This is a genomic window from Arthrobacter sp. 9MFCol3.1 (genome assembly GCF_000620385.1).
GTDB lineage: Bacteria > Actinomycetota > Actinomycetes > Actinomycetales > Micrococcaceae > Arthrobacter.
This window is the reverse complement of sequence record NZ_KK211131.1, coordinates 259,467-284,367: the sequence shown is the minus strand read 5'-3', so window position 1 is coordinate 284,367 and position 24,901 is coordinate 259,467. Positions and strand designations below refer to the sequence as shown.

General features: G+C 67.0%; 24 protein-coding genes and 1 riboswitch. Of the genes, 16 read left to right on the top strand and 8 right to left on the bottom strand.

The features are described from left to right. Window positions 1-94: 94 nt before the first annotated feature. A complete protein-coding gene (locus C560_RS0118705) occupies window positions 95-1,123 on the top strand; it encodes a thioesterase domain-containing protein (protein ID WP_026539345.1) in 1,029 nt (342 codons plus the stop codon). Window positions 1,124-1,147: 24 nt separating this feature from the next. On the opposite strand, the gene C560_RS0118700 is transcribed toward C560_RS0118705, so the two are convergent. Next, a complete protein-coding gene (locus C560_RS0118700) occupies window positions 1,148-2,002 on the bottom strand; it encodes an HAD-IIA family hydrolase (protein ID WP_018776140.1) in 855 nt (284 codons plus the stop codon). Window positions 2,003-2,055: 53 nt separating this feature from the next. Here C560_RS0118700 and C560_RS0118695 point away from each other — a divergent pair, with 53 nt between their 5' ends. The 4 genes from C560_RS0118695 to C560_RS0118680 all read left to right on the top strand — a co-directional run bounded on the left by C560_RS0118695 (window position 2,056) and on the right by C560_RS0118680 (window position 5,185). Then, a complete protein-coding gene (locus C560_RS0118695; RefSeq protein ID WP_026539344.1) occupies window positions 2,056-2,730 on the top strand; it encodes a TrmH family RNA methyltransferase in 675 nt (224 codons plus the stop codon). A gap of 189 nt (window positions 2,731-2,919) precedes the next feature. Next, a complete protein-coding gene (locus tag C560_RS0118690; protein ID WP_026539343.1) occupies window positions 2,920-3,594 on the top strand; it encodes a DedA family protein in 675 nt (224 codons plus the stop codon). A 143-nt stretch (window positions 3,595-3,737) separates the two neighbouring features. Further along, window positions 3,738-4,757, top strand: a complete 1,020-nt coding sequence (fbaA, locus tag C560_RS0118685; protein ID WP_018776137.1) for a class II fructose-bisphosphate aldolase — start codon at window positions 3,738-3,740, stop codon at window positions 4,755-4,757. Window positions 4,758-4,759: 2 nt separating this feature from the next. Continuing rightward, window positions 4,760-5,185: a DUF3151 domain-containing protein gene (locus tag C560_RS0118680; RefSeq protein ID WP_018776136.1), complete on the top strand. Its 426-nt coding sequence runs from the start codon at window positions 4,760-4,762 to the stop codon at window positions 5,183-5,185. A 158-nt stretch (window positions 5,186-5,343) separates the two neighbouring features. Here C560_RS0118680 and C560_RS0118675 read toward each other — a convergent pair whose 3' ends face one another. Continuing rightward, window positions 5,344-5,976, bottom strand: coding sequence for a uracil-DNA glycosylase (locus tag C560_RS0118675; protein WP_026539342.1), 633 nt, complete (start codon window positions 5,974-5,976; stop codon window positions 5,344-5,346). 185 nt (window positions 5,977-6,161) lie between these two features. After that, window positions 6,162-7,370 carry a cobalamin-independent methionine synthase II family protein gene (locus tag C560_RS0118670; RefSeq protein WP_026539341.1) on the bottom strand — a complete coding sequence of 403 codons (1,209 nt, stop codon included), beginning with the start codon at window positions 7,368-7,370 and terminating at the stop codon, window positions 6,162-6,164. A gap of 338 nt (window positions 7,371-7,708) precedes the next feature. Here C560_RS0118670 and C560_RS0118665 point away from each other — a divergent pair, with 338 nt between their 5' ends. After that, a complete protein-coding gene (locus tag C560_RS0118665; RefSeq protein ID WP_018776133.1) occupies window positions 7,709-8,998 on the top strand; it encodes an adenylosuccinate synthase in 1,290 nt (429 codons plus the stop codon). An 85-nt stretch (window positions 8,999-9,083) separates the two neighbouring features. Here the strand turns inward: C560_RS0118665 and C560_RS0118660 are convergent, their stop codons facing one another. Further along, window positions 9,084-9,758, bottom strand: a complete 675-nt coding sequence (locus C560_RS0118660; RefSeq protein ID WP_026539340.1) for a GntR family transcriptional regulator — start codon at window positions 9,756-9,758, stop codon at window positions 9,084-9,086. A 111-nt stretch (window positions 9,759-9,869) separates the two neighbouring features. Here C560_RS0118660 and C560_RS0118655 point away from each other — a divergent pair, with 111 nt between their 5' ends. The 4 genes from C560_RS0118655 to C560_RS23495 all read left to right on the top strand — a co-directional run bounded on the left by C560_RS0118655 (window position 9,870) and on the right by C560_RS23495 (window position 13,250). Beyond that, window positions 9,870-10,880, top strand: coding sequence for a 1-aminocyclopropane-1-carboxylate deaminase (locus C560_RS0118655; protein WP_018776131.1), 1,011 nt, complete (start codon window positions 9,870-9,872; stop codon window positions 10,878-10,880). 372 nt (window positions 10,881-11,252) lie between these two features. Beyond that, window positions 11,253-11,768 carry a hypothetical protein gene (locus tag C560_RS23500; RefSeq protein WP_026539339.1) on the top strand — a complete coding sequence of 172 codons (516 nt, stop codon included), beginning with the start codon at window positions 11,253-11,255 and terminating at the stop codon, window positions 11,766-11,768. A gap of 130 nt (window positions 11,769-11,898) precedes the next feature. Further along, on the top strand, window positions 11,899-12,447 hold the full coding sequence (locus C560_RS0118645) for an RNA polymerase sigma factor (RefSeq protein ID WP_026539338.1): 549 nt from the start codon (window positions 11,899-11,901) through the stop codon (window positions 12,445-12,447). Further along, window positions 12,444-13,250, top strand: coding sequence for a hypothetical protein (locus C560_RS23495; protein ID WP_026539337.1), 807 nt, complete (start codon window positions 12,444-12,446; stop codon window positions 13,248-13,250). The genes C560_RS0118645 and C560_RS23495 overlap by 4 nt, the downstream gene beginning before the upstream one ends. A 115-nt stretch (window positions 13,251-13,365) precedes the next feature. Here C560_RS23495 and C560_RS0118635 read toward each other — a convergent pair whose 3' ends face one another. The 4 genes from C560_RS0118635 to acs are packed head-to-tail and all read right to left on the bottom strand — an operon-like array spanning window position 13,366 to window position 18,647. After that, window positions 13,366-13,860, bottom strand: coding sequence for a CoA-binding protein (locus C560_RS0118635; protein WP_018776128.1), 495 nt, complete (start codon window positions 13,858-13,860; stop codon window positions 13,366-13,368). Continuing rightward, the gene (locus C560_RS0118630) at window positions 13,860-15,197 is read right to left on the bottom strand and encodes an O-acetylhomoserine aminocarboxypropyltransferase/cysteine synthase family protein (protein WP_026539336.1); all 1,338 of its coding nucleotides are present in this window, start codon (window positions 15,195-15,197) and stop codon (window positions 13,860-13,862) included. The genes C560_RS0118635 and C560_RS0118630 overlap by 1 nt, the downstream gene beginning before the upstream one ends. Continuing rightward, a complete protein-coding gene (gene sfnG, locus C560_RS0118625; RefSeq protein WP_026539335.1) occupies window positions 15,197-16,411 on the bottom strand; it encodes a dimethylsulfone monooxygenase SfnG in 1,215 nt (404 codons plus the stop codon). The genes C560_RS0118630 and sfnG overlap by 1 nt, the downstream gene beginning before the upstream one ends. A gap of 10 nt (window positions 16,412-16,421) precedes the next feature. After that, window positions 16,422-18,647, bottom strand: coding sequence for an acetate--CoA ligase (gene acs, locus C560_RS0118620; protein ID WP_026539334.1), 2,226 nt, complete (start codon window positions 18,645-18,647; stop codon window positions 16,422-16,424). Between the two features lie 305 nt (window positions 18,648-18,952). On the opposite strand from acs, the gene C560_RS0118615 reads away from it, so the two are divergent. The 6 genes from C560_RS0118615 to C560_RS0118590 all read left to right on the top strand — a co-directional run bounded on the left by C560_RS0118615 (window position 18,953) and on the right by C560_RS0118590 (window position 24,900). Further along, window positions 18,953-19,378, top strand: coding sequence for a CoA-binding protein (locus tag C560_RS0118615; protein ID WP_026539333.1), 426 nt, complete (start codon window positions 18,953-18,955; stop codon window positions 19,376-19,378). A gap of 97 nt (window positions 19,379-19,475) precedes the next feature. Continuing rightward, window positions 19,476-19,565, top strand: a riboswitch (SAM riboswitch). Window positions 19,566-19,704: 139 nt separating this feature from the next. Then, window positions 19,705-20,514 (top strand): methionine ABC transporter ATP-binding protein, encoded by an 810-nt coding sequence (locus tag C560_RS0118610; protein ID WP_026539332.1) that lies wholly within the window; start codon window positions 19,705-19,707, stop codon window positions 20,512-20,514. Then, a complete protein-coding gene (locus C560_RS0118605) occupies window positions 20,507-21,172 on the top strand; it encodes a methionine ABC transporter permease (protein WP_018776122.1) in 666 nt (221 codons plus the stop codon). The genes C560_RS0118610 and C560_RS0118605 overlap by 8 nt, the downstream gene beginning before the upstream one ends. A gap of 45 nt (window positions 21,173-21,217) precedes the next feature. Next, on the top strand, window positions 21,218-22,660 hold the full coding sequence (locus C560_RS0118600) for an LLM class flavin-dependent oxidoreductase (RefSeq protein WP_026539331.1): 1,443 nt from the start codon (window positions 21,218-21,220) through the stop codon (window positions 22,658-22,660). Window positions 22,661-22,692: 32 nt separating this feature from the next. Beyond that, on the top strand, window positions 22,693-23,562 hold the full coding sequence (locus tag C560_RS0118595) for a MetQ/NlpA family ABC transporter substrate-binding protein (protein WP_026539330.1): 870 nt from the start codon (window positions 22,693-22,695) through the stop codon (window positions 23,560-23,562). Window positions 23,563-23,589: 27 nt separating this feature from the next. Next, window positions 23,590-24,900, top strand: a complete 1,311-nt coding sequence (locus C560_RS0118590; RefSeq protein WP_026539329.1) for an acyl-CoA dehydrogenase family protein — start codon at window positions 23,590-23,592, stop codon at window positions 24,898-24,900. The last annotated feature ends 1 nt before the right edge of the window (window position 24,901 follow it).

Below are 24,901 nucleotides of genomic sequence, written 5' to 3'. Positions count from 1 at the left end.
CAACCGCGCTTCCAGACTGACCTGCGGGCCCGCCGGATGGTCCGGTTTCTCATCCCCGCCGAACCGTGGATACGGTAGAGATGTGCCGGCCGAGATGGATCCGAACCATCCGCGAGGCCCCGGTGCGTCCGAGGCCCGCATGCTCCGCCGCGCCGTCGAGCTTAAGCGGGTTTCCCGGCGATCGTTCCTGATCGGCGCCGGGTCCGCGTCGCTGCTGGCGGCGGACATGCTGTTCACGCAGCGCGTGCAGGCCGAACGGCGTGCCAGCCGGATCCTCGAAGTACCTGATGACGTTGCCGAACTGTATTACCCCCACGCCAGCTGGATCCTGTTCCCCGGCTACAAAACGAGCTGGGAAGAAGCCCTGTGGATCCTGAACGCCCTGCGCGGCTCCCTGAACAAGAGGGGCCAGCTCGCCGCCGTCGGGTATTCCAACGAAGGCCTGGACATCGACGAGGTGGTCATCGCCGTGATCGAGCACGTCCGGGCCCACAATCTCACCACCCTCTACTTCTACGGCCATAGCTTCGGCGGCATGGTGGCAACCCAGGTGGCGGCCCGGCTGCGCGAACTGCACGGCGTCGAAGTGGCGTTCATCCTCCTCGACTCCAGCCCGTCGAGCCGCCACGACGTGCTGGATCAGAGCTGGTTCGAGGGCGTGGTGCTGCTCTACGAAAGCGGGTTCCGGTTCCCCACAGTGCTGCGCGGCGGCTACGAGCTCGGCGAGCGGATGCTGCACAAGAATGAGCGCAGTTGGGGCCAAGTGGTGGACCAGACGCTGGAGCAGCTGTCCCCGATCGCGCCATCCAGCGTGCTGATCCAGTCCGAATCCGCCTACATCTATCACTTTGAGGCCAGCCGTTTCATCGGGAAGCTGGGCGAAACGAAGATGGCGTTCATCGGCAACCCCCGGGACAAGACGGTGGATTACGAGACCGCCCGGGACACCTGGTCACTGTCCTTCAAAGCCAACATGGCCTCGGATGACCTGCGCACCGACGGGGCGAGGCCGGAGCACGCGAGCCCGGGCTGGAGCCCGTTCATCTACCGGCCCATCATCGAAAAACTCCAGGACGGCCTCTTCCCGCTGCCGGGCGGCGGCGGGAAGAAGACCGCGTTCTGAGGTATTGCGTTCCGGGGGTGTTGCTCAGATCTGGTTCTTGAGGTCCGCCACGGAATTCAGGATCTGGTTCGGCCGGAACGGGTACGCGGCGATGTCGTCCCGGTGGGTGATGCCGCTGAGCACCAGCACCGTGTGCAGGCCCGCCTCCATGCCGGCAATGATGTCCGTGTCCATGCGGTCGCCGATCATGGCCGTGGTTTCCGAGTGCGCGTCGATCTGGTTCATCGCCGACCGGAACATCATCGGGTTGGGCTTGCCCACAATGTACGGTTCCCGGCCCGTGGCCTTGGTGATGAGGGCCGCAATGGCCCCGGTGGCAGGCATGGGGCCGTCCTTCGAGGGCCCGGTGGCGTCCGGGTTGGTGGCGATGAAACGCGCGCCGGCGAGGATCAGGCGGATGGCCATGGTGATGGCTTCAAACGAATAGGTGCGGGTCTCGCCGAGCACCACGAAGTCGGGGTTCTGGTCGGTGAGGATGAAGCCGGCCTCGTGGAGCGCCGTCGTGAGTCCTGCTTCGCCGATCGTGTAGGCGCGGTTCCCCGATTCCGAACCGCGGACCTGGTCCTTGAGGAACTGGGCCGTGGCCAGGGCCGAGGTCCAGATGTTCTCCTCCGGGATTTCCAGGCCGGAGGAACTCAGCCGGGCCGCGAGGTCCCGGGGCGTGAAAATCGAGTTGTTGGTCAGCACGAGGAACCGCTTGGAGGTGTCCACCCAGCGCTGGATCAGCTCCGATGCGCCCGGGATGGGCTGGTTCTCGTGGACCAAAACGCCGTCCATGTCCGTGAGCCAGCATTCGATTTCCTGGCCGCTGCGGTACATCGAGGCGTATGAACGGCCTTCGTCTGAATCGGTACCCTGCTCTTCGCGCTGATCTGCCATGCTGTCCTCCGCCTAAGTGTGCCGCTTCCTGTCACCCAGTCTAATGTTGAGGCGTGACTGAACCCGAGATCCCCGCCCCTGCCCTTCCCGCCGCAGAGGAAGGGCCGGAACCGAAAGCGGAGGTCGGCGTCGGACCCTGGGAAGGCGAAGTTCCCCAGGGCGAGCACTGGGACCCGGACCTGCTGGCGGACGGCGACCGGCGCAACGTGGTGGACAAATACCGCTACTGGAAGCACGAGGCGATCGTGGCCGACCTGGACTCCAAGCGGCACAACTTCCACATCGCAATCGAGAACTGGCAGCACGACCTGAACATCGGCACCGTGGTCCGGACCGCCAACGCGTTCCTCGCCAAGGAAGTCCACATCATCGGACGACGCCGGTGGAACCGCCGCGGAGCCATGGTCACCGACCGCTACCAGCACGTCCGCCACCACCCCACCGTTGAGGACTTCGTGGCCTGGGCGCAGGGGGAGGGGCTGGCGATCATCGGGATCGACATCTTCCCGGACTCCGTACCGCTGGAGACCTACGAACTGCCCAGGGACTGCGTCCTGGTCTTTGGCCAGGAAGGCCCGGGCCTGACCCCCGAAGTCCACGAAGCTGCGCTGGACACCCTGTCGATCGAGCAGTTCGGCTCCACCCGCTCCATCAACGCAGCCTCCGCCGCCGCGATCGCGATGCACGCCTGGATCCGCCGCCACGTGTTCGGCCAACTCCCGGGCTAAAGCCACTCTTAGGCGTCCGTAGCCACGGGGGTTCCGTACCGACAAGCTAGCCGTTGACTTGGGTCACAAACCAGCAGACGCTGTCGGTGCAAGGCGAACGCGCGAGGAGGAGGATGTGGAGCAGCACCGAGGACATCACCGTTGCACGTCGGATGAGGCCGTCCCGTTCGGCAGGGGAGCGGAAACCCGGTGAGTGGATTTGTGGACAGTGTCCTGAATGTAGACCCGCGGCTGGCCCTGATCATCGTGGGCCTGCTGGTCTTCGCCGAGGACGCCCTCTTCGTCGGCTTCGTTGTCCCCGGGGAGACCGCCGCGGTTCTGGGCGGGGTCGTGGCCAGCCGCGGGGTCCTGCCCTTGTGGTCCGTGATGGTCGTGGTCGTGCTGGCCGCAATCATCGGGGACTCAGCCGGATACGAGGTCGGCAGACACCTGGGACCGAGACTTCTGAGTCTGAACGTCATGAACAGGCGTCTGGCCAGACTTGAAAAGGCCCAGGAATTCCTGCGCCTCCGAGGCGGGTCGGCGGTGTTCCTGGGCCGGTTTGTGGCATTTTTCCGCGCCGTCATGCCCGCACTGGCCGGCAGCTCACGGATGCCCTACCTGAAGTTTCTGGCCTTCAACGCCGCCGGCGGCCTGGTGTGGGGTGCAGGATTTGTCCTGCTCGGTTACCTGGCCGGGAACTCCTACGACGCGGCAGCCACAACTGCCGGACGCGGCGTCACCGCGGTGGTCGCGGTAGTCGTCGTGGCCGCCGTGATCACGTGGCGGGTCCGGAAAGCCCGTGCCACGCGTAACGCCAGCGCCCGGCGCAACGCCAGCGGCGAGGCCGGCGCCGGGCAGTCCGCCGGCAGGCCGGAACAATGACCGAAGTGCCCGGCCGCGAGTGTTACAGGGCCCACGTGACCGGAGACACGGCCCCGGCGCAGGAATGGCTAGGATGGTTCCTAGCCGACGAGGTTCCCTCCAGGATCACCAGCCCGTAGACGAAATTCACATGAGGAGTCAGCATGCCCATTGCAACCCCAGAGATCTACTCCGAGATGATCGACCGCGCAAAGACGGGCGGCTTCGCCTTCCCGGCGGTCAACGTCACGTCCTCCCAGACCCTGAACGCCGCCCTGCGCGGCTTCGCCGAGGCCGAGTCCGACGGCATCGTCCAGGTCTCCACCGGCGGTGCGGCCTACTGGTCCGGCGCCGCCACCAAGGACATGGTTGCCGGTTCCCTCGGCTTTGCCGCGTTCGCCCGCGAGGTCGCGAAGAACTACGGCGTGAACATCGCCCTGCACACGGACCACTGCCCCAAGGACAAGCTGGACGGCTTCGTGCTCCCGCTGCTCGCCGCCTCCGAGGCCGAGGTCAAGGCAGGCCGCAACCCCCTCTTCAACTCGCACATGTGGGACGGCTCCGCCGAGACCCTGCAGGAAAACCTGCGGATCGCCCGTGAACTGCTCGAGCGCACCGCGGCCGCCAAGATGATCCTCGAAGTCGAGATCGGCACCGTGGGCGGCGAGGAAGATGGCGTCGAGAACGCCATCAACGACAAGCTCTACACCACGGTCGAGGACGCCCTGGCCACCATCGACGCGCTCGGTTCCGGCGAAAACGGCCGCTACATCACGGCCCTGACCTTCGGCAACGTGCACGGCGTCTACAAGCCCGGCGGCGTCAAGCTCCGCCCGGAGATCCTCAAGGACATCCAGGAGCAGGTCGGCGCCAAGATCGGCAAGGCCAACCCGTTCGACCTCGTGTTCCACGGCGGCTCCGGCTCCTCGGACAAGGAAATCGCGGACGCCGTCTCCTACGGCGTCATCAAGATGAACATCGACACCGACACCCAGTACGCCTACACCCGCCCGGTGGTGGACCACATGTTCCGCAACTACGACGGCGTGCTGAAGGTCGACGGCGAGGTCGGCAACAAGAAGCTCTACGATCCCCGCGTCTGGGGCGCTTCGGCCGAGGCCGGCCTGGCCGCCCGCGTGGTCGAGGCCGCCCAGCAGCTGGGCTCCACCGGCAAGACCTTCTAGCCATGTCCGACGAGTTCCGCAAAAACCTGATGGGTCCCGAACCCACGCTCCTGCCTGCCGAGAGCGAGATCTACCAGCATCTCGCGCTCGGCCAGGAAGCCGTGGACCTCGTGGCGAAGCACCCCACCTCCTCGCTCCTGTGGGCCATCCTCGCCGAGGAGGCCTGGAACGAGGGCCGCACCATCGATTCCTACGCGTACTCGCGGGTCGGCTACCACCGCGGCCTGGATTCGCTGCGCCGCAACGGCTGGCGCGGGGTCGGGCCGATCCCGTGGGAGCACGAACCCAACCGCGGCTTCCTGCGCTCCCTCTACTCGCTTGGCCGCGCGTCCGCGGCGATCGGCGAGGCCGAGGAGCCGGAGCGGATTGAAAAGTTCCTGAAGGATTCCGATCCCGGCGCGAAGGCGGCCATCGAAGCCGAAGGCTGAGGCGGGCAATCAACCCCAACGCGGGGTCACTTACGGCCCATTCCACCCCGGTGGATGGGCCGTAAGTGACCCCGCGTTGGGGTTTAAGCGGCGACGGCGGGCTCCCACCTTGAGGTGGAAGCCCGCCGTCGTTTAACTGTTCAGGGTGCGGGTGGGGACTAGCTGGCTTTGGTCAGGCCCGTGCGGGCCATGGCATCGGCGTACGCGGTGTGCATCTCCGCCAGGTATTCTTCCTGCCGGGCCGGGGTACCGGCGAACGCCCGGCCGCTGAGCGAGCGGACCTTGTAGGTCTTCAGGCCGCGGCGCCAGATCATGGGCACTTCGGTCTTGAGCAGCAGGTTGGCCAGGCGGTTGGCCTCGGTGCCGTGGGCCACGATCACGGAGGCGCGGGGCACGAGGGCCAGGAACTTCAGCAGCGGCTTCAGGCCCGCCGAAATCTGGTCCGGCGTGAACTTGCCGTTCGGCTCGCCGGGGACGTGCCACGGGTGGACGTTCCACGGCATGACGAATTCGGGGCGCAGGCCCAGCTTCCACTGGATGCCCAGCATGCGGGTGGCGGCCTCGTCGTCGCCGGCGGTGATGAAGCCTGACGCGTCCGCCGTGCCGATGTTGGAGTACAGGCTGATGATCCGGCATTCGTCGACGTCGTGCATGGGGTCCACGTAGGGGACAGCGGTGCCAGCTTTGGTTGCCTGGAGGACGTCAAGGAGCTCGTTGACGGGGGCGACGTTGGGTTCGTACCGGCGGCTCAGAAGCTCTTCGCGGAAATTTTCGGTGGCCAGGGCTGTCATATGTTGCTGGGTCTCCTGCGGGATTGGCAAAGCTGCCACACCGGATGCAGGCACGCCGAATACGGGCATGCGGAGCAATGGTGTGGTTTGAAAATGTGGTGTGGACCGATTCCTGGTCGATCCTTATCAGTCTATCAAGCCCCGCGAAATGCAGCGCCGGACGGGGCCCTGCCGCCTCCGCGCTGCTACCAGAGCCGCTTGGTGGCGCGGCGTGCCCCTTCGCCGAGGGCGTCCAGCTTGGCGTACGCGATTTGGGGATGCACCCTGCCGCCCAGTCCGCAATCGGTGGACGCAATCACGTTTTCACGTCCCACGAGCTCGGCGAAGCGCACGATCCGGTCGGCCACGAGGTCCGGATGCTCCACGACGTTGGTGGCATGGGAGACGACGCCGGGGATGATGACCTTCCCCTCGGGAAGCTTCGCATCCTCCCAGACGCGCCATTCGTGCTCGTGCCGGACGTTGGCCGCCTCGAAGGAGTAACCGCCGGCATTGATCTGCAGGACTGAGTCGACGATGTCCGCGAAGGGGATGTCCGTGGTGTGCGGGCCGTGCCAGGAACCCCAGCAGACATGCAGCCGGATCTGCTCCTGGGGAAGGCCGCGCAGCGCCCAGTTGGTTGCTTCGACCCGGAGCTGGATGAACTTCAGGTAGTCCGCCAGGCTCGGCTCGGGGTTGATCTGGTCCCAGCTCTCGGCCAGGGAGGGGTCGTCGAGCTGGACCGTCAGGCCCGCGTCGATGATGGCCTGGTATTCCTCGCGCATCGCGTCGGCGCAGGCGTAGAGGAGTTCCTCGTCGTTGCCGTAGTACTCGTTGGCCACCCGGGCGCACGAACCGGGGGAGAGGGAGGCGATGAACCCCTCGGCGAGCCCGGCCGCGGCCAGGCCGGTCTTGAGGTTGGCAATGTCCGAGGCCACGAGCTCCTGGCCCGTGTACGTCAGCGGCCCGGCGATCTTCGGCTGCGTGACGGCCTTGCGGTGGGCCAGGATCCCGGAGGAGGGGTCGTCGTAGGCGTCTTCGAACTTCTGCCGGTCCCGCCGGTCGGTGAAGGAGGTCAGGACGATGTGGCCGGGAGAGGAGCGGTGCACCCTGGCGTCGGCCCAGCGGTCCACGTCGGTCGGTTCCAGGCCGCCGAGCCTTGAGAAGGAGTAATTCCACCAGGCGCCGTAGTCCACGGAGCTGGACATCGTGTGCCCGTACTCGCCGTCATTGGGGATGTCGATGCCCAGGTCCTTCTGGTGCTGGACGATGTCCACCACCGAGGTTTCGAGCAGGTCCAGGAATTCGGGCGTGATGCCGTCAGTTTCCTTGGCCTCGTTCGCGGCGATCAGCTCCGGCGTGCGGGGCAACGAGCCAGCATGGGTCACACGGATGTGGTCGGTGGTCCGGGACATGGCGCGGTTTCCTTTCAGCCGTTCGGGATTCTCACTCCCACTCAATTCCACACCGCGCGGTCCCGCAAGAGGTGCCCGCTATGTGTCGGCCGCGGCGTCGCCCGCCCTCGCGGAAGCCGCCCTGGCGTTCACCACCGGCCAGGCGGCGCGTCCAAGCAAGGACCCAAAGCGATGCCAGCCACCGATTTCGGCTAAACTTGGGTGGTAAGAGCCCCGGAACTCTGGCGTTGGATACGAACACAGCGATAGATTCGGGGCATTCTCATGAACGGCGCTGAGCTGCCGTGACCGCCTGGTCATTAGACGCAGTTCGGCCCGAACGAATGGGGGAGGATCCCATGCCAGCAATCGTGATCGTCGGAGCCCAATGGGGCGACGAAGGCAAAGGTAAGGCCACTGACCTGCTTGGCGGCCGCGTTGACTATGTCGTCAAGCCCAACGGCGGCAACAACGCCGGGCACACCGTCGTCGTAGGCGGTGAGAAGTATGAGCTCAAGCTCCTTCCGGCCGGCATCCTGAGCCCGAACGCGATTCCGATCATCGGCAACGGCTGCGTGGTGAACCTGGAAGCCCTGTTCCAGGAGATCGACGGACTGGAGGCCCGCGGCGCGGACACGTCCAAGCTGCGCGTCTCCGCCAACGCGCACCTCGTGGCGCCCTACCACCAGGTCCTGGACAAGGTCACCGAGCGGTTCCTCGGCAGCCGCGCCATCGGCACCACCGGCCGCGGCATCGGCCCGGCCTACATGGACAAGGTGGCCCGCCTCGGCATCCGCGTCCAGGACGTCTTTGACGCCTCGATCCTGCGCCAGAAGGTAGAGGGGTCGCTGCGCCAGAAGAACGAGCTCCTGGTCAAGGTCTACAACCGCCGCGACATCGAGGTGGACGAGATCGTGGAGTACTTCCTGTCCTTCGCCGAGCGCCTCCGCCCTCTGGTGATCGACAGCACCTACGTCCTGAACACCGCCCTGGACGAAGGCAAGGTGGTCCTCATGGAGGGCGGCCAGGCCACCTTCCTGGACGTTGACCACGGCACCTACCCCTTCGTGACGTCCTCGAACCCGACCGCGGGCGGCGCCTCCGTGGGCTCCGGCATCGGCCCCACCCGGATCTCGCGTTCCATCGGCATCATCAAGGCCTACACCACGCGCGTGGGCGCGGGTCCGTTCCCGACGGAACTGTTCGATGAGATGGGCATGTACCTGCAGAAGACCGGCGGCGAGTTCGGCGTCAACACCGGCCGTCCCCGCCGCTGCGGCTGGTACGACGCCGTGCTCGCGCGGCACGCCTCCCGGGTCAACGGCTTCACGGACTACTTCGTCACCAAGCTGGACGTGCTGACCGGCATCGAGCAGATCCCGGTCTGCGTGGCCTACGACGTCGACGGCGTGCGGCACGACGAAATGCCCATGACCCAGACCGAGTTCCACCACGCCAAGCCGATCTTCGAATACTTCGAAGGCTGGACCGAGGACATCACCGGCGCCCGCACCCTGGAGGACCTGCCGGAAAACGCCCGGAACTACGTCCTGGCCCTCGAAAAGCTCTCCGGCACGCGGTTCTCCGCGATCGGCGTCGGCCCGGACCGCGACCAGACAATCGTGGTCAACGACCTCATCAACGATTAGCACCGACTGACACCAACTGACGCGTCACCAGCTGGCGCACGACGGCGGCGGGCCACCTGACAAAGGCGGCCCGCCGCCGCCGCAGTTAAGGCCGGGTCTCAGCGGGGTCCTCCGCGGACGTGAACTGCAGCGAGAGCCAGTTCTCCCGGCATGCCCTGGCGGCGGCCTCGGCGTCGCCAAGGCGGGCGAGCCGGATGATTTCGGCGTGCTGCGCCACCGATTCCCGGGCGGCAAAGGAACCGAAGCGCATCCGCTCCACCCGGCGCAGCACGGGGGTGGTTTGTTCCAGGAGTTCCTGGAGCACCGGGTTGCCACTGACCGTGACAAAGACGGCGTGGAAATCGTCATCGGCCTGCAGCGCCGACTCGACCTCCGCGGCCTGCAGGGCCTGTTCGAAGCGCGCATTGGCCTCGGCCATGGCGGAGAGGTGCTCCGCCGACAGGAGCGGGACGGCCAGGCGGGCGGCCAGTTCGTGCAGTCCTGCCACCACCTGCTGCGTGCTCAGGGTCGACGCCTGGTCGCAGGGGGCGACGATGGTCGCCTTGCCCGGCAGTGCAACGATCAGTCCGGCGCGTTCCAGCCGCAGCAGCGCCTCCCTGATGGGTGTCCGGCTCACGCCCAGCCAGGCTTTCAGTTCTGTGTCTTTCAGCCGTTCGCCGGGTTCGAACGTGCCATCGACGATCGCGTTCCGGATCGATTCAAAGACGTTGTCCCGCAGCAGCGGCCGCTTGTGGACTCCGGCGAGCGAGGGAACGGGCATGCAACATATCGTATATTGCCCTTGCCCTCCCCGGGCAGGTATCCGACAATGCAATATATTGCATATTTGTTGCTCACCCAGCCGTTTCCCACCGCGAGCGAAGGACCGACGATGGCCATCACCGATTTTGAGCGCTACCCCCTGATGTTTGGACCGAGCCCCATCCACCCGCTGCCGCGGCTCAGCGCGCACCTGGGCGGGGCGCAAATCTGGGCGAAACGGGAGGACGTCAACAGCGGCCTCGCGTTTGGCGGGAACAAAACGCGCAAGCTTGAATACTTCGTCCCGGATGCCTTGGCGCAGGGTGCGGACACCCTCGTCTCGATTGGCGGCTACCAGTCCAACCACACCCGTCAGGTCGCGGCGGTGGCCGCGAAACTTGGCCTCAAAGCCCGCCTGGTTCAGGAAAACTGGGTCGACTGGCCGGATCCACTGTCCGACCGGGTAGGCAACATCCTGCTCTCGCGCATCATGGGCGCCGACGTCCGGCTGGACAGTGCGGGCTTCGACATCGGCATTCGCAGCAGCTGGGAGACCGCGATCGAAGAGGTTGAGGCCGCCGGTGGCAAGCCGTACGCGATCCCGGCCGGCGCGTCCGACCACAGGCTGGGCGGGCTGGGCTTCGCCAACTGGGCCTACGAGGTGGAAGAGCAGGAGCGCGAGCTCGGCATTTTCTTCGACACGATCATCGTCTGCACCGTCACCGGATCCACCCACGCCGGGATGATCGCGGGTTTCGCCGGCCAGGACAAGCCGCGCCGCGTGATCGGCATCGATGCTTCCGCGACGCTGGCGAAGACCCGCGACCAGGTTGAACGCATCGCCCGGAACACCGCCGAGCTGATCGGCCTGGGCCGGGAACTCCGCGACGACGAAATCAACGTCATGGAGGGTTGGGCCGGGGACCGTTATGGAATTCCCGTCGAGTCCACCCTGGAGGCCATCCGCCTGGGCGCCTCGCTCGAGGCCATGATCACCGACCCCGTCTACGAAGGAAAGTCCCTCGCCGGGCTGATCGACCTCGTGAAAAGCCGGGAGATTCCGGCCGGCAGCAATGTCCTCTACGCCCACCTCGGCGGCCAGATCGCCCTCAACGCCTACAGCGGCCTCTTCCGGTCCTGACACGGCGCACGACGGCGGCGGGTTCCCTGGCGGGGCCCGCGGTCGTCGTTATGCCCCGCCAGCGCCGGCTAAAAAAAGAAATCAAGAAAATTCCGATCGGTGCGTAACCTTTCGAGCCCGCCCAGCGATTACCTCTTTGTAAGCGCCGCCGGAGTTCGGACCCCCCACCAGACACCGGCTGGCCTTCCACCGTAAGCGCCGACCGGCGCCTTCCCCCCATCTGGTCTCCGGTCGGCCCTTAACCGTAAGCGCTTGCCGGCGCCTGTCCCCATCGGGCGCCGGCCAGCCTTCCATGGCGAGAGCGGGCTGTCGACTGCCCCCATGGGGCCTCAGCCCGCCTTCCACCAAAAAAACAAAGGATGTACTGCTGTTATGAAGAGTGTTAGCAAGACCACCAAGATTGCTGTCGGCGCCGCCATCCTGGCAGTCGGAGGTTTCTCCGGCATCGGACTGGCCAACGCGGCCCAGGTCTCCAGCACCGAGCAGACTGAAGTGAAGCACGCTACGCCCGCCGCGCCGGCTGTCCCGGCGGTCCCGGCCACTCCGACGCTCCCGGCGAAGCCCGCCGTCCCCGCCATCCCGGCCACTCCGTCCACTGACGGCTCCGCCAAGGGCCACAGCGACGCCGACGCCGACGCCGACGTTGACGGCACCGAGGGTGCCGGCGAAGGCTCCGTCGATGCGGACCAGGAAGGTGCCACCGTCAAGGGCGGCGCCAGTGTCAAGGGTGCTGCCGGCGAGGCGCACGCCAACGCCAACTTGAACGCCGCAGTTCCGGCAACCCCGGCCGTCCCCGCGGTTCCCGGCGCCAACGGCGTTCCGGCAACTCCCGCCGTGCCGGCCGTTCCGGCCCAGCCGTCCGTCGAGCTGCCCCAGCACGACAAGTAATTTTCCGGCTGGTTAGCCTGGACCCGGCACGGGTCTGAAAGCAAGGAGGGAGTCCTCATTTTGCAGGGCTCCGGGGTGCGGCCACTAGACTTGCGGGGCCGCACCCCAGCAGTAACGGAAGGACAGCCTCTTGGCGCAGCAGCTAAGCGACGACGAATTGTCAGCCGCCTTAGCTGGTGACCCCTCTGGATTCAGCGCCGTGTACACGGTGATTTCCCCGGCCGTGCTGGGCTACTTCCGGGCCCGGGGCGTGGACGACGCCGAGGCCCTGACCCAAGACGTGTTCGTGGACGTCCTGCCAAAACTGGCCGGCGTCACCGGCGGCCACGCAGGTCTCAGGACATTCATTTTCTCCGTCGCCCACGCGCGGCTGGTCGACTACAGGCGGCGGGCAGAACGCACGCCGCAGCTGGCCGAATACGACCCCCTGAACGACGCACGGTACTCGGCATCGGCCGAGGATGAAGCGCTCGGATCCCTGGGCGGTATCTCGGACACTCTCGCGAGGCTCAACGAGGAGCAGCGCGAAGTTCTGGTCCTGCGGATCGTCGCGGACCTTTCCATCGAACAGGTGGCCGGCATCATGGACAAGACGCCGGGTGCCATCAAGCAGCTTCAGCGCCGCGGGCTCAGTGCCCTGCGCGAACTCGTAACCGAAAAGGACCACGCAGCATCATGACCGGCACCCGCGACCCCCAGCAGGATGGCACCATCCAGGCGATGCTGGGCGACTCCGGCCTCGAATCCGCGGCCGAGCTTCGGAGCGCGCTGGAACAGCTCCGCGCCGTGGTCCCGGATGCGGCTCCCGCACCCCGCGCCGACCTCGCGGCCCTGCTCACCGCCGGAACGGCCGGAGCAGCCGGTCCAGCCGCCCCTGACTCAGCCACGACGACGGCGCTGCCCACGGTCGCGTCCGCGAAAAATGACGCCGATGCATCGCTGCCAGCCGGGGTCACGAGCCTCGCCGAGCGCCGCGGCCGGAAGCGTCGGCTGGCCATCGTTGGCGGCGCCGTCGTGGGTGCCATGACCCTTGGTGCCGGCGCCGTGGCGGCATCCAGCGAGGACTTCCGGCACAGCGTCAGCCACACCGTCGGGGTTATCTTCCAGCCCCCGGGCCACGGCGCGCCGGCCCCGGAGCATGTCCAGCCCTCGCCGTCCACCATCCCCGCCCTTCCCATGCCCGGCGCCACGCCGGGTCCCGGGACGCCCGGCGCCGCCCCGTCCGGAGCATCGACGCGCAGCAGCTCCAGCACTCCGGGCTCCCCGGCGGCCGGACACAAGCCGCCCGCCACACCGCCCGCCGGCGGCCGCGACGGCATCCTGCCCACCCCCGGCCAGCAGCCCGGAGCGCCGGGACTGCCGGCATCACCCGGTCTTCCGGGCGGCGGCGGAAACCCAGACAAGGACCTGCCGCGCGTTCCGGGCCACATCACGCCAACCCTGCCCGGCGTCGTTCCGACCAAGGCCCCCGGCCAGCCATAAACCGCCCTTAGACCCCTTTGTTAACCCGGTTGCGCTATCACGTAGGGCGGTCATCAGCGCTGAGAACGACCCTAAGTGATAGCGCAACGGGTGGGTTGGCGCAGGTGGGTTGGACTTAGGCCAGGACCTGCCGCTTGGAAGAGATGACGCCGGTGTCGAACCCGGCCAGGTGCAGGCCGCCGTGGAACCGGGCATGCTCAATCTTCACGCAGCGGTCCATTACGACGTCGAGCCCGGCGGCCTCGGCCTCCTTGGCAACGTCCTCATGCCACGAGCCCAGTTGCAGCCAGAGAGTCTTGGCGCCGGCGGCGATGGCCTCGTCCAGGACTCCCGGCAAATCACCGTGCTTGCGGAACACGTCCACAATGTCCGGGCTCTCCGGCAGGTCCGCGAGCGACGCATACGTCGGCTGACCCAGGATTTCCTTCACCACCGGGTTCACGAAATAGACCTTGTACCGGGTGGAGGACTGCAGATAGGTGGCCACGAAATAGCTCGCCCGCGACGGCTTGTCCGAGGCGCCCACAATCGCGATCGACTTCGCCTGCCGCAGCAGGTTCAGGCGCTCCGGCGCCGACGGTCCGGTCCAGGTCCGTTCTTCAACGCTCATCAGTTCGCTCCGATCGTGCAGGCTTCAGCCTCTGATGCATCCGGGGCTGCTGCCTCCGAAGCGGCGTCCAGCGCCTGGTCCAGGTCCCAGAGGATGTCGTCGATGTCCTCGAGGCCCACGGAGATGCGGACCAGGTCCTCGGGGACACCTGCTGACTCGAGCTGTTCGGGGCTCAGTTGCTGGTGGGTGGTGGACCCGGGGTGGATGACCAGGGTCCGGGAGTCGCCCACATTGGCCAGGTGCGAGGCCAGCTGCAGGGACTCGATGAACTTCTGGCCAGCGGCCCGGCCGCCCTTGACGCCGAAGGAGAACACCGAGCCCGGACCCAGCGGCAGGTACTTCTTCGCCCGCTCGAAGTGCGGGTGCGAGGGCAGGCCGGAGAAGTTCACGTAGGCCACGCGCTCGTCCGCTTCCAGCCATTCGGCCACGGCTTGGGCGTTCTTCAGGTGCGCGTCGAGGCGCTGGGGGAGCGTCTCCACGCCCTGCAGCAGCTGGAACGCCGACTGTGGGGACAGCGCCGGGCCGATGTCGCGCAACTGTTCGCAGCGCAGCTTGGTGAGGAACCCGTACTCGCCGAAGTTGCCCCACCAGGACACGTCTCCGTAGGAGGCCACGGGCTCGGTCATGGTCGGGAAGTTGCCGTTGCCCCAATCGAAGCGGCCGCTTTCGACGATCACGCCGCCCAGGGTAGTGCCGTGGCCGCCGAGGAACTTGGTGGCGGAGTGGATCACGATGTCCGCCCCGTGCTCGATCGGCCGCACGAGGTAGGGCGTGCTCAAGGTGGCGTCGACGACGAGCGGTACGCCGGCGTCGTGCGCCACCTTCGCGAGGGCCGCGAGGTCCTGGACCTCCGAGGATGGGTTGGCCACCACCTCCACGAAGATCGCCTTGGTGTTCTCCCGCACGGCGGCGGCGTAGTCCGCCGGATCGGTGCCGGCGACGAAGGTGGTGTCCACGCCGAAGCGTCGCAGCGTGACGTCCAGCTGGGTCACCGTGCCGCCGTAGAGCTGGGAGGCGGCCACGATGTGATCCCCGGATTGCGTCAGGGCGGCGAACGTGATGAATTCCGCGGCCATGCCCGAGGACGTCGCCACCGCGCCGATGCCGCCCTCGAGGGAGGCGATGCGCTCCTCGAACGCGGCCACCGTGGGGTTGCCGATCCGGGAATAGATGTTGCCGTATTTCTGCAGCGCGAAGAGGTTCGCAGCGTCCTGGGTGTCCTTGAACACGAAGGAGGTGGTCTGGTAGATCGGCACGGCCCGGGCGCCGTGCTCGGCGTCGGGCGTGCCGCCGGCGTGCAGGGCGCGGGTGCGGAAACCGAATTTGCGGTCAGCCATTACGCGTTCACCAGCTTGCTGGTGGTGCCGGTTGCCGCCGGGGTCCGGGACAGGTCCAGCTCGACGCCGTTCTTCCGTGCGAGGTCGGCCTCGAGTTCGCGGACAATCGGCAGGACGTCCGCACCGAACGCGGCGACTTCCTCCTGGAAGTGCAGGTAGCCGGTCAGGAACAGGTTCACGCCGATCTTCTTGTACTCCACGATCCGCTCGGCGATCTGCTCCGGGGTGCCGATCAGCTGGGTCTTGAAGCCGTCGTTGTACTGGACCAGGTCCTCGAAGCTCGAGTCGGCCCACATGCCCTTGCCGTCCTTGGTGGACGCCCCGGCTTCCTGGACGGCGGCGCGGAATCCCTCGACGGCGGGCTTGTGCGCCTTCTCGACGATCTCGCGGAGGGTGTCGCGGGCGTCCTTCTCGGAATCCCGGGCGATCACGAAGCCGTTCAGGCCAAACCTGGGAGAGGGGAGTGTGGGCAGGGCGTTCCCGGCCCCGCGTCCGCTGTCGCCGGCGGCGGCGACGACGCCGGCGATGTTCTCCTTGAACCCCTCGAGGTCCTTGCCGTTGGAGAAGTACCAGTCAGCCACCCGGCCGGCGGTGGCCTGCGCGGCCGTGGAGTTGCCGCCGAAGAAGATCTCCGGGTGTGCCCGGCCCGGCACGTCCACCGGTGCCGGGTTCAGGGTGAAGTCGGTGATGTTGTAGTACTTGCCGGACTGGCTGTAGTCCTGCTCGGTCCAGAGCCCGCGAAGGACCTTGATGAATTCCTCGGTGCGGACGTAGCGCTCGTCGTGTTCGAGCCATTCGAGGCCGAAGTTGGTGAATTCATCCTTGAGCCAGCCGGAGACGATGTTCACGGCGGCGCGGCCGTTGGAGATGTGGTCCGCGGTGATGATGTACTTCGCCAGCACGCCGGGGTGCCACATGCCCGGGTGGACGGCGGAGATCACCTTGAGGCGCTCGGTGGCGGCCAGCAGCGCCAGGCTGAACGAGGTGGCCTCGTGCTGCTTGTCCGCGCCGTAGGATGCGGCGTACCGGGTTTGGGTCAGGGCGTATTCGAAGCCGGAGTCTTCCGCGATCCTGGCCAGCTTCTTGTTGTACTCGAAGTCCCAGCCGGTGCGCTGTTCGATGGTGGACACCACCAGGCCGCCGGAGACGTTGGGGACCCAGTAGGCGAACTTGAGCGGTTCGGAAAGACGGGCGACGTTGCTGATCTCAGTCATGGGTGTTCCTTTACTTCCGGGTGGGGCTTGCTGTTGCCAGGAATTCCGCCGCGCGGTCGCGCAGCACATCCTGGATGCCCGCGATGGATGGTTCGTTCTGCAGCGAGGTGGTGTCACCGAGCGTTGTACCTTCGAACAGCTGGGTCAGCAGCCGGCGCATGATCTTGCCGCTGCGGGTCTTCGGCACATCGGGAACGACGACGACGTCCCGGGGCTTCGCGATCGGCCCGATCTGCTTCGCGACGTGCGCCTTCAGGACACCCTGGATGTCGGGGGTGGCCGCCGAATCCTTCAGCACCACGAAGGCGACGATCGCGTGGCCGGTCTTTGGGTCCGCGACCGGGCAGACGCCGGCCTCCACCACGTCCGGGTGGGAGACGAGCGCCGATTCGACCTCGATCGTGGAGAGCAGGTGCCCGGAGACGTTGAGGGTGTCATCCACCCGCCCGAGGATCCAGATGTCGCCGTCGTCGTCATACTTGGCGCCGTCACCGGCGAGGAACCAGCCCTGCTCGGCGTATTGGCGCCAGTACGAATCGAAGTACCGGCGCGGGTTGCCCCAGACCGTCCGGGCGATCGCGGGGCCGGGGGAGTCCACCACGATGAAACCCTGGACGCCGGGCGGCACCGTGTTGCCGGCGTCGTCCACGATCCGCGTGCTGACGCCGGGCAGCGGGCGGGCCGCGCAGCCGGGTTTGAACCCGGGGTCCGTCGGCGCGGGGGAGAGGATGGTGGCGCCGGTTTCGGACTGCCACCAGGTGTCCACCACCGGGGCGGTGCCGGCGCCGATGTTGGCCCGGAACCAGCGCCAGGCCTCGGGGTTGATGGCCTCGCCCACCGTGCCGAGCAGACGGATGGAGGAGAGGTCGTACGAGTCCGGAACGCCGTCCGGGAACCAGCCCATGAGGGAGCGGACCAAGGTGGGCGCGGTGTAGTACTGCGTGACCGCGTAGCGTTCGATGATCTCGAAGTGCCGGCCCGGGTGCGGGGTGTTGGGTGAGCCCTCGAAGATGACCTGCGTGGCGCCGTTGGAGAGCGGGCCGTAGAGCTCGTAGGTGTGCGCGGTGACCCAGGCGAGGTCGGCCGTGCACCAGTGCACGTCCTTCTCCCGCAGCGCCGGGTCCGGGTTGCTGAACAGGTGCTCGAAGCTCCAGGACGCCTGCGTGAGGTAGCCGCCGGAGGTGTGGACCAGACCCTTGGGCTTGCCGGTGGTGCCGGAGGTGTACATGATGAACAGCGGCGTCTCGGCGTCGAACGCCTCGGCCTCGTGAGTTTCGGAGGCGGACCCGACGGCGTCGTGCCACCACACGTCGCGGCCCGCGGTCATCGGGACCGTGTCCAGTTCGCCCGCGGGAGTGGTCCGGTTGACCACCAGGACGTGTTCGATGGCGTTGTCGCCCGAGACGGCGGCGTCCGCGTTGTCCTTGACCGGCACGGCGGTGCCACGGCGGAATTGGCCGTCGGTGGTGACCAGGAGCTTGGCGCCGGTGTCCTCGACCCGGAACTTCAGGGCCTCCGCGGAGAACCCGCCGAAGACCAGGGAATGGATGGCGCCGATGCGGGCCACGGCGAGGGTGATGATGACGGTTTCGGGGATGACGGGGAGGTAGATGACCACCCGGTCGCCCTTGGTGATGCCCAGGTCCAGGAGGGCGTTGGCGGCTTTGGAGACCTCGCGCTGGAGGTCGGCGTAGGTGACGGCACGGCGGTCACCGGGCTCGCCCTCGAAGTGCAGGGCCACCTTGTCCCCGCGCCCCGCCGCTACGTGGCGGTCGACGCAGTTGTAGGCGACATTGAGTCTGCCCCCTTCGAACCAGGTGATCTGCGGTCCGACGCCGGCCTCGACGTCGGCCGGGACCCGGCGGTGCGCGGTGTGCCAGGGCTTGGCACGCTCCGTTGCGGCGCCGGGCACGTCGGCCCAGTCGAGGCGGAGAGCCTGGGTTTCCCAGAACGCAACCGTCTCTGCCTGGGCAGTTCCCGCGGTCGCGGCGGCGCCGTGCCGGGGAGGGTGGTTTCCGGGGGTGGTGCTGCGGTGACGCGCCGGCCCGTCGGTGGGGACGCCGTGCACTGCGTCGTCCGTGGGCTCGTTCAGGGACCATCCCGAAGAGCCGCGAGAGGAGCCGGGCGCGTCACGCGGCCCTGCTTCGTTCGCCGTCGCGTCCGAAGTGGTTTGTGGGAATGCCTCGGACGCAGTCCGGGCAAAGGTGGGCAGGGCGGAATAGTTCTCAGGGGTCATTGCTGCACTCCATCGGTCCTGGCAGTAGCACCCTTGGTCCCTCCGGTTCCCTCGAATTTCCTCGAAGGAGGGCGGAACAGTTCCGTGGGAATGGTCGTCTCACGTCACCGGGGGTTGCTGCGGCGTCATCGATCCAGGTCTCTCGGCCGCTCGGGATGGTCATTACCTACTAGAGCCGAGATGCGGGATTCCACAAAATCGACGCCCGGGACCGCTGTAATATTCGTTCACCCGGCCTGCGCGCGGTCGAAATCATTCATTTATTCGACGATTGTCCGCAAAGGCCGCAGGAGTAAGGTTGATGCATGGCCCATGTTAACGATCCGGCAGTCATTGACCGCCTCATGCGAACCAAAGGCACGTGGGCGGTGGTGGGCCTGACCACCAACGAATGGCGCTCGGCGTACGAAGTCTCCCTCTATGTCCGGGACCGTATGGGCATGACCATCATTCCGGTCAACCTTCCCGGCGACGACGTCCACGGGGAGAAGGGGTACCGTTCCCTGGCGGACATCCCGGCGGAGAAGCACCCGATCGACGTCGTGGACTGCTTCGTCAACTCCCACAGGGTGGGGGCAGTCATAGACGAGGCCATCGCCGTAGGCGCCAAGGCCGTCTGGCTGCAGCTGGGCGTCTTCGACGACGCCGCGGCGGACCGCGCCAAGGCCGCCGGGCTGGACGTCGTCGTGGACGCGTGCCCGGCCCGCGAAGGCTGGCGCGTGGGCATCTAACGGCCCGGGAATGACGATCAACAGGTTGGGAAGAGTCGGTTACAAAATGTGACCGGCTTTTTCCGTATCCGCCGCATTGCCGTGTGAGATGGACTCGTAACCATCCCGAGCGGCTGAGAGATCTGGCTCTGTGACGCCGCAGCAACCCCCTCTTTGAGGACGGTGCTACCGCCAGGACCGATGGAGAACCACTGTGTTCTGAGGCTCCGCGGCTTCGCTCAGCGCTGCCCGGACGCCAGGACCCAGGGCTTTCCTCGGGCGAGCCCGGAGGAAATCATGAACACGCAGACAGCGGCAGCGCCGCGGCCCCGAGCAGGTGGGGGCCAGTGATCGAGATCCAGAATGTCAGCACGTCCTTCGCTTCGGCCGCAGGCCCTTTCACGGCCGTCGACGACGTCAGCCTGCACATCAGGCGGGGCACCATCCAGGGCATCATCGGGTTCTCCGGCGCCGGCAAATCCACGCTGCTGCGCAACATCAACCTCCTCGAGCGCCCGACGTCGGGACGCGTCCTGGTGGACGGCGTGGACCTGGTGACCCTCTCCGACGCCGAGCTCCGGACCAAGCGGCACGACATCGGCATGATTTTCCAGCACTTCAATCTCCTCAACAACCTCACGGCCCAGGAAAATGTGGAGCTGTCCCTGAAGTTCGCCGGCGTCGGGAAGGCAGAACGCCGCCGGCGGGCCGCCGAAACCCTGGAAATCGTGGACCTCGCCGACAAGGCGGGGACATATCCGGCCAAACTCTCCGGGGGCCAGAAACAGCGGGTGGCGATCGCCCGCGCCCTCGCCACCGGTCCCAAGGTGCTGCTCTGCGACGAGCCGACGTCGGCCGTTGATCCTCGGACGACGTCATCGGTCCTGCAGTACCTGGCCGACGTCAACGCCGAATTCGGCATCACGATCGTGGTGGTCACCCACGAGATGAACGTCATCAAGGCCATCGCGGACAACGTCGCGGTCATGGAAGAGGGCCGGGTGGTGGAGCAGTTCGATCTCACCGAACTCCAGCGCCCCGGCTTCCACCCGGCGACGTCGATCGGCCGCTACCTGGTCTCCGATGAGATCCAGCTGGACCGCTCCGGGAGGGGCACCCACACCACAGCCGCGTCGGAGGGCCTGATCAATGTTTGACCGCATCCTGGAAGTCCTGCCCGAAATCGGCGTCGCCATGGGGCAGACCCTGACCATGCTGCTGGTGGCCATCCCGCTGGCGGTGCTCCTCGGGACACCGCTGGGTGTCCTGCTCTACACCATCGGTCCCAACGGGCTCAAGCACCGGCCAAAACTGCACCGCGTCCTGGACGGACTGGTCAACCTGCTCCGCTCGTTCCCGTTCCTGATCCTGCTGATCGCGATCATTCCCGTGACCAGGTTCATCGTCGGCACGACCATCGGCACGGCCGCCGTCATTGTCCCGCTGACTCTCAACGCCATTCCCTATTTCGCCCGTTTTGTGGAACAGAACCTGAGCCAGCTCGGCGGCGGAGTGGTCGAAGCGGCACGGTCCATGGGCGCCAGCCGGTCCCAGATCGTCCGGGACGTCCTGATTGTGGAGGCGAAGCCCGGACTCGTCAGCTCCATCACCATCATGACCGTCAGCTTCATCTCCTACTCGGCGATGGCCGGCCTGGTGGGCGGCGGCGGAATCGGCGACTTCGCCATCCGGTACGGCTACTACCGCTACGAAACTCCGCTCATGATCACCGCGATTGTCCTGATGATCCTGCTGGTCACCATCGTTCAGCTGGGCGGGTCCTATGTTGCCCGGCGCCTGGACAAGCGCCTCTGAGCGCCCGCAGCACCCTCTTCCCACCTCCCCAGCGGAAAGCACCCCATGACTTCAACACCCAGTACCCGCTTCGACGGACCCCGCCCCCGCCTGCTGATCAGCGCCTTCGTGATGAACACGTCCAGCCACATCATGGGCGGCCAGTGGCGGCGCCCGGAAGCCCAGCAGCACCGGTTCAACGAACTCCAGCTCTGGGTCGACCTGGCCCGCCAGCTCGAGGACGCCAAGTTTGACGCGATCTTCTTCGCCGACGTCGTCGGTCTCTACGGCGACTACGACGGCGGCTGGGCGTCGCTGCTGAAAAAGGGCCTGCAGGTGCCCTCCAACGACCCCCTCATCCTGCTGTCCGCGCTCGCCACCGGAACGCGGGAGATCGGACTGGCCGCGACGTCGTCGGTGATCCAGAGCCACCCGTTCCAGTTCGCCCGGCAGATGTCCACGCTGGACCACATCAGCGGCGGCCGCGTGGCCTGGAACATCGTCACCAGCGTGCTGGAAAACGCGCACCGGAACTTCAACGCCACCGAGCTGACCAAGCATGACGAACGCTACGACTGGGCGGACGAATACGTCGAGGCAGCCTACAAATTGTGGGAAGGGTCCTGGGCAGACGATGCGCTGCTCCGGGACAAGGAGACCGGAGTCCACGCGGACCCGGAGAAAGTCAGCAAGATCTACCACCGCGGACCCCGGTACTCGATCGACGGGCCCCACCTCGCGGCCCCGTCGCCGCAACGCACCCCGGTGCTTTTCCAGGCCGGGAGCTCCGGCCGCGGCCAGCAGTTCTGCGCCGCCAACGCCGAGGCCACCTTCACGCTCGCGCCGAGCACCGAGGTGGCCGCGAAGTACACCGCGGCCGTCCGGGAACAGGCCGTTGCCGCCGGCCGCCATCCGGATGACGTGAAGTTCCTGCAGGGTATGCACTTCGTGGTGGGCGGCACCGAAGCCGAGGCGAACCGCAAGGCCGACGAACTCGAGGACAGCCTGGACATTGAGGCCCTGCTGGCCCACGTGGGCGGCGGATTCGGCGTCGACCTCGGCGGCCTGCCGCTGGACACCCCGCTCGGGGACCTGGAGACCGAAGGCAGCCAAGGCCATCTCACGGCCATCCGCGCCTCGGTCCGCGGCGGCAACCCCACCCTCCGCGACATTGCGCTCTACCGCAGCCGGGCCAACCGGGTGGTGGGAACGCCGGATCAGATTGCCGACCGCCTCGAGCAGTGGCAGGACGCCGGAATCGACGGCATCAACATCATCAACCAGACCATCCCCGGCTCCTACACCGACTTCATCGACGGGGTGCTGCCGGAACTGCGCAGCCGTGGCCTGGCCCAGACCGGCTACGCGCCGGGAACCCTGCGCGAGAAGCTCTTCGGCGCCGGGCCGCGCCTCAACGGCCGCCACCCCGCCGCCGCCTTCCGGGGAGCCTTCACCGAATTCTCCGCGGCGGCCGAAAACCAGCCCGCGACCGTCACCGCCCAGTCATAGCTCAGCGCGAACCACCACAAAGGACCAAGACCATGCAGCGTAGAAATTTCCTCAAGTATGCCCTCGCCGGCGCCGGCGCAGTGTCCGCCGCCGCACTGACCGGCTGCGGCCTCACCAACCCGGGCGGTGCCGGCGCCAGCGGCGGCAAGACGATCAAGATCATCGTCACCGAGTCCGCCCCGTACCAGGAACCGACCAAGCTGGCCCAGAAGCTGCTCGCGGCCCAGGGCTGGACCCTGGAGCCCACGTACGTCACGGACATCATCCAGCCCAACCTGGCCGTGGCCAACGGCGAATTCGACGCCAACTTCTTCCAGCACAACGCCTACCTGAAGCAGTTCAACCAGGACAAGGGCCTGGAGAACGTGGGCCTGTTCTACGTCTACAGCGCGCCGGGCGGCATCTGGTCTGACAAGTACAAATCCCTGGACGAGCTCCCGGACGGCGCCAAGATCGGCATCCCCGTGGACCCGGCGAACAACGGCCGGGCCCTGTTCATGCTGCGCGATGCCGGCCTGCTGGAGCTGTCCGACGCAACCGTGATCCACACCTCGCAGAAGAACATCACCGCCAACCCGAAGAAGCTGCAGTTCGTGGAAGTGGACCAGCAGTCCCTCGCCAAGACCCTTCCCGACGTCGACGCCGGCTTCCTCGTCGCCCGGATGGCCGCCGACGCGGGGCACAGCAAAGACGACGCGCTGGCCTTCGAAACGGATGCGGACCAGGTCCCGTTCCGGATCGTGGTTGCCGGGCGGAAGGATTTCGCCGGGTCGGAGAAGGCCGCGGCCCTCAAGGCCGCCTTCCAGTCCCCGGAGGTCAAAGCCTGGTTTGCCAGCTACCAGAAGGGCATCCTGCCCACCCCCTGGGACCAGGATCCCGCCGCCGACGTCGCCAAGCTCTAGTCCGGCCACCAGCAACCGAGGGAACGCATGTCCTACGCACCAGAGACCACAGCCCCCGCAGCGCCACCGGCCGCCCCGGCATCGGCCGGAGCACCTTCGGCTGAAGCGGCTTACGAGACGCTCGCGCAGCGTTTCCGGCCCGTGTTTGCCCGGATCGCGGAGGGCGCGCTGGCCCGTGAGCAGGACCGGGTCCTGCCCTTCGAACAGGTCCGCTGGCTGAACGAGGAAGGCTTCGGCCGGCTGCGGGTGCCCACGGAACACGGCGGCGACGGCATCGGCTTCGAGCCCTTCTTCCGGCTGCTCATCGAACTCGCCGCGGCGGATTCCTCCGTGGCCCACCTCTACCGCTCCCACTTCGCCTTCGTGGAAACCGTCGGGCTGGAATCAGTGGCTTTCCGGAACCGCTGGTACCCGAAGGTGGTGGCCGGCGAGATCTTTGGAAACGCCGCCACGGAGAAGTCCGGAAATGTCCTCGGCACCACCGGGACCAAGCTGACGCGCCACGGCGGGGACTGGCTGCTCAACGGCAGAAAGTATTACACCACGGGCACCATCTTCGCCGAGTGGATTGCCGTCATGGCCAGCACCGAGGGCGTGGAGGGCCGGCAGTACGCCGTGGTCAGCACCACCCAGCCGGGGGTTGAGATCCTCGACGACTGGGACGGTTTCGGCCAGCAGCTGACCGGCACCGGCACCACGATTTTCCGCGACGCCGTGGTGCCGGACGCCAACATCATCCGGCGCTCGGAATCCACCACGCACGAGCCGGCCTTCTTCCAGCTGGTCCTGCTCGCCGTCCTGGCGGGCATCGGCCGGGCGGCACTGGCCGACGCGAAGGCACTCGTGCGCGACCGCAAGCGCACGTTCAACACCGGGTCCGGCGACCTGTTCCGCAGCGACCCGCTGATCCTGCAGCTCGTGGGCCAGCTCTCGGCCAAGGTCTTCGCGGCGGAATCCGTGGTGCTGGCCGCCGCCCGGGAGCTCGACGCCGGCGCGGACCGAAACCTGGATCTCACCCGGGAGCAGCGCTACGTCCGCGGCGAGATCGCCGTGGAAAAGGCCCAGCTGCTGGTGCCCGAACTCGTCCAGTCCGCGGCCCAGCAGCTCTTCGACGTGACCGGGGCATCCGCCACGTCGAAGTCGAAATCCCTGGACCGGCACTGGCGCAACGCCAGGACCGTTTCCACCCACAACCCCGCCGTGTTCAAGGCGCGCACCGTGGGCGACTACGAAGTCAACGGCACCACTCCCGAAGGGCTGCACAGCATCGGCGACGCCCGCACTGCCGGGCAGGCTGCAGCCGGGCAGGCTACAGCGGGGCAGGCCGCAGCCGGATAGC